The sequence below is a fragment of the Bacillus sp. SIMBA_008 genome, assembly GCF_046535495.1.
Lineage (GTDB): Bacteria > Bacillota > Bacilli > Bacillales > Bacillaceae > Bacillus > Bacillus subtilis.
Genome location: NZ_JAWRWL010000993.1, coordinates 1 through 248 on the forward strand (window position 1 = coordinate 1; position 248 = coordinate 248).

At 45.2% G+C, this 248-nt stretch carries 1 pseudogene; it reads right to left on the minus strand.

Going from position 1 to position 248, the window contains the following annotated elements:
- Window positions 1-248, minus strand: a pseudogene (locus SB658_RS26365) (succinate--CoA ligase subunit alpha); the annotation flags it as partial.

Here is a 248-nt window from a genome sequence, read left to right on the forward strand (position 1 = left end):
GTTCCTTTACCACCAGAAATGATTGCACCAGCATGGCCCATACGTTTGCCAGCAGGCGCTGTTTGGCCACCAATGAAGCCTACAACAGGTTTTGTCATATTAGCTTTCACCCATTCAGCTGCCTCTTCTTCTGCTGTACCACCGATTTCACCAATCATAATTACAGCATGCGTTTCTTCATCTTCATTAAATGCTTTTAACGCATCAATAAAGTCCGTACCGTTAACTGGGTCTCCACCGATACCTAC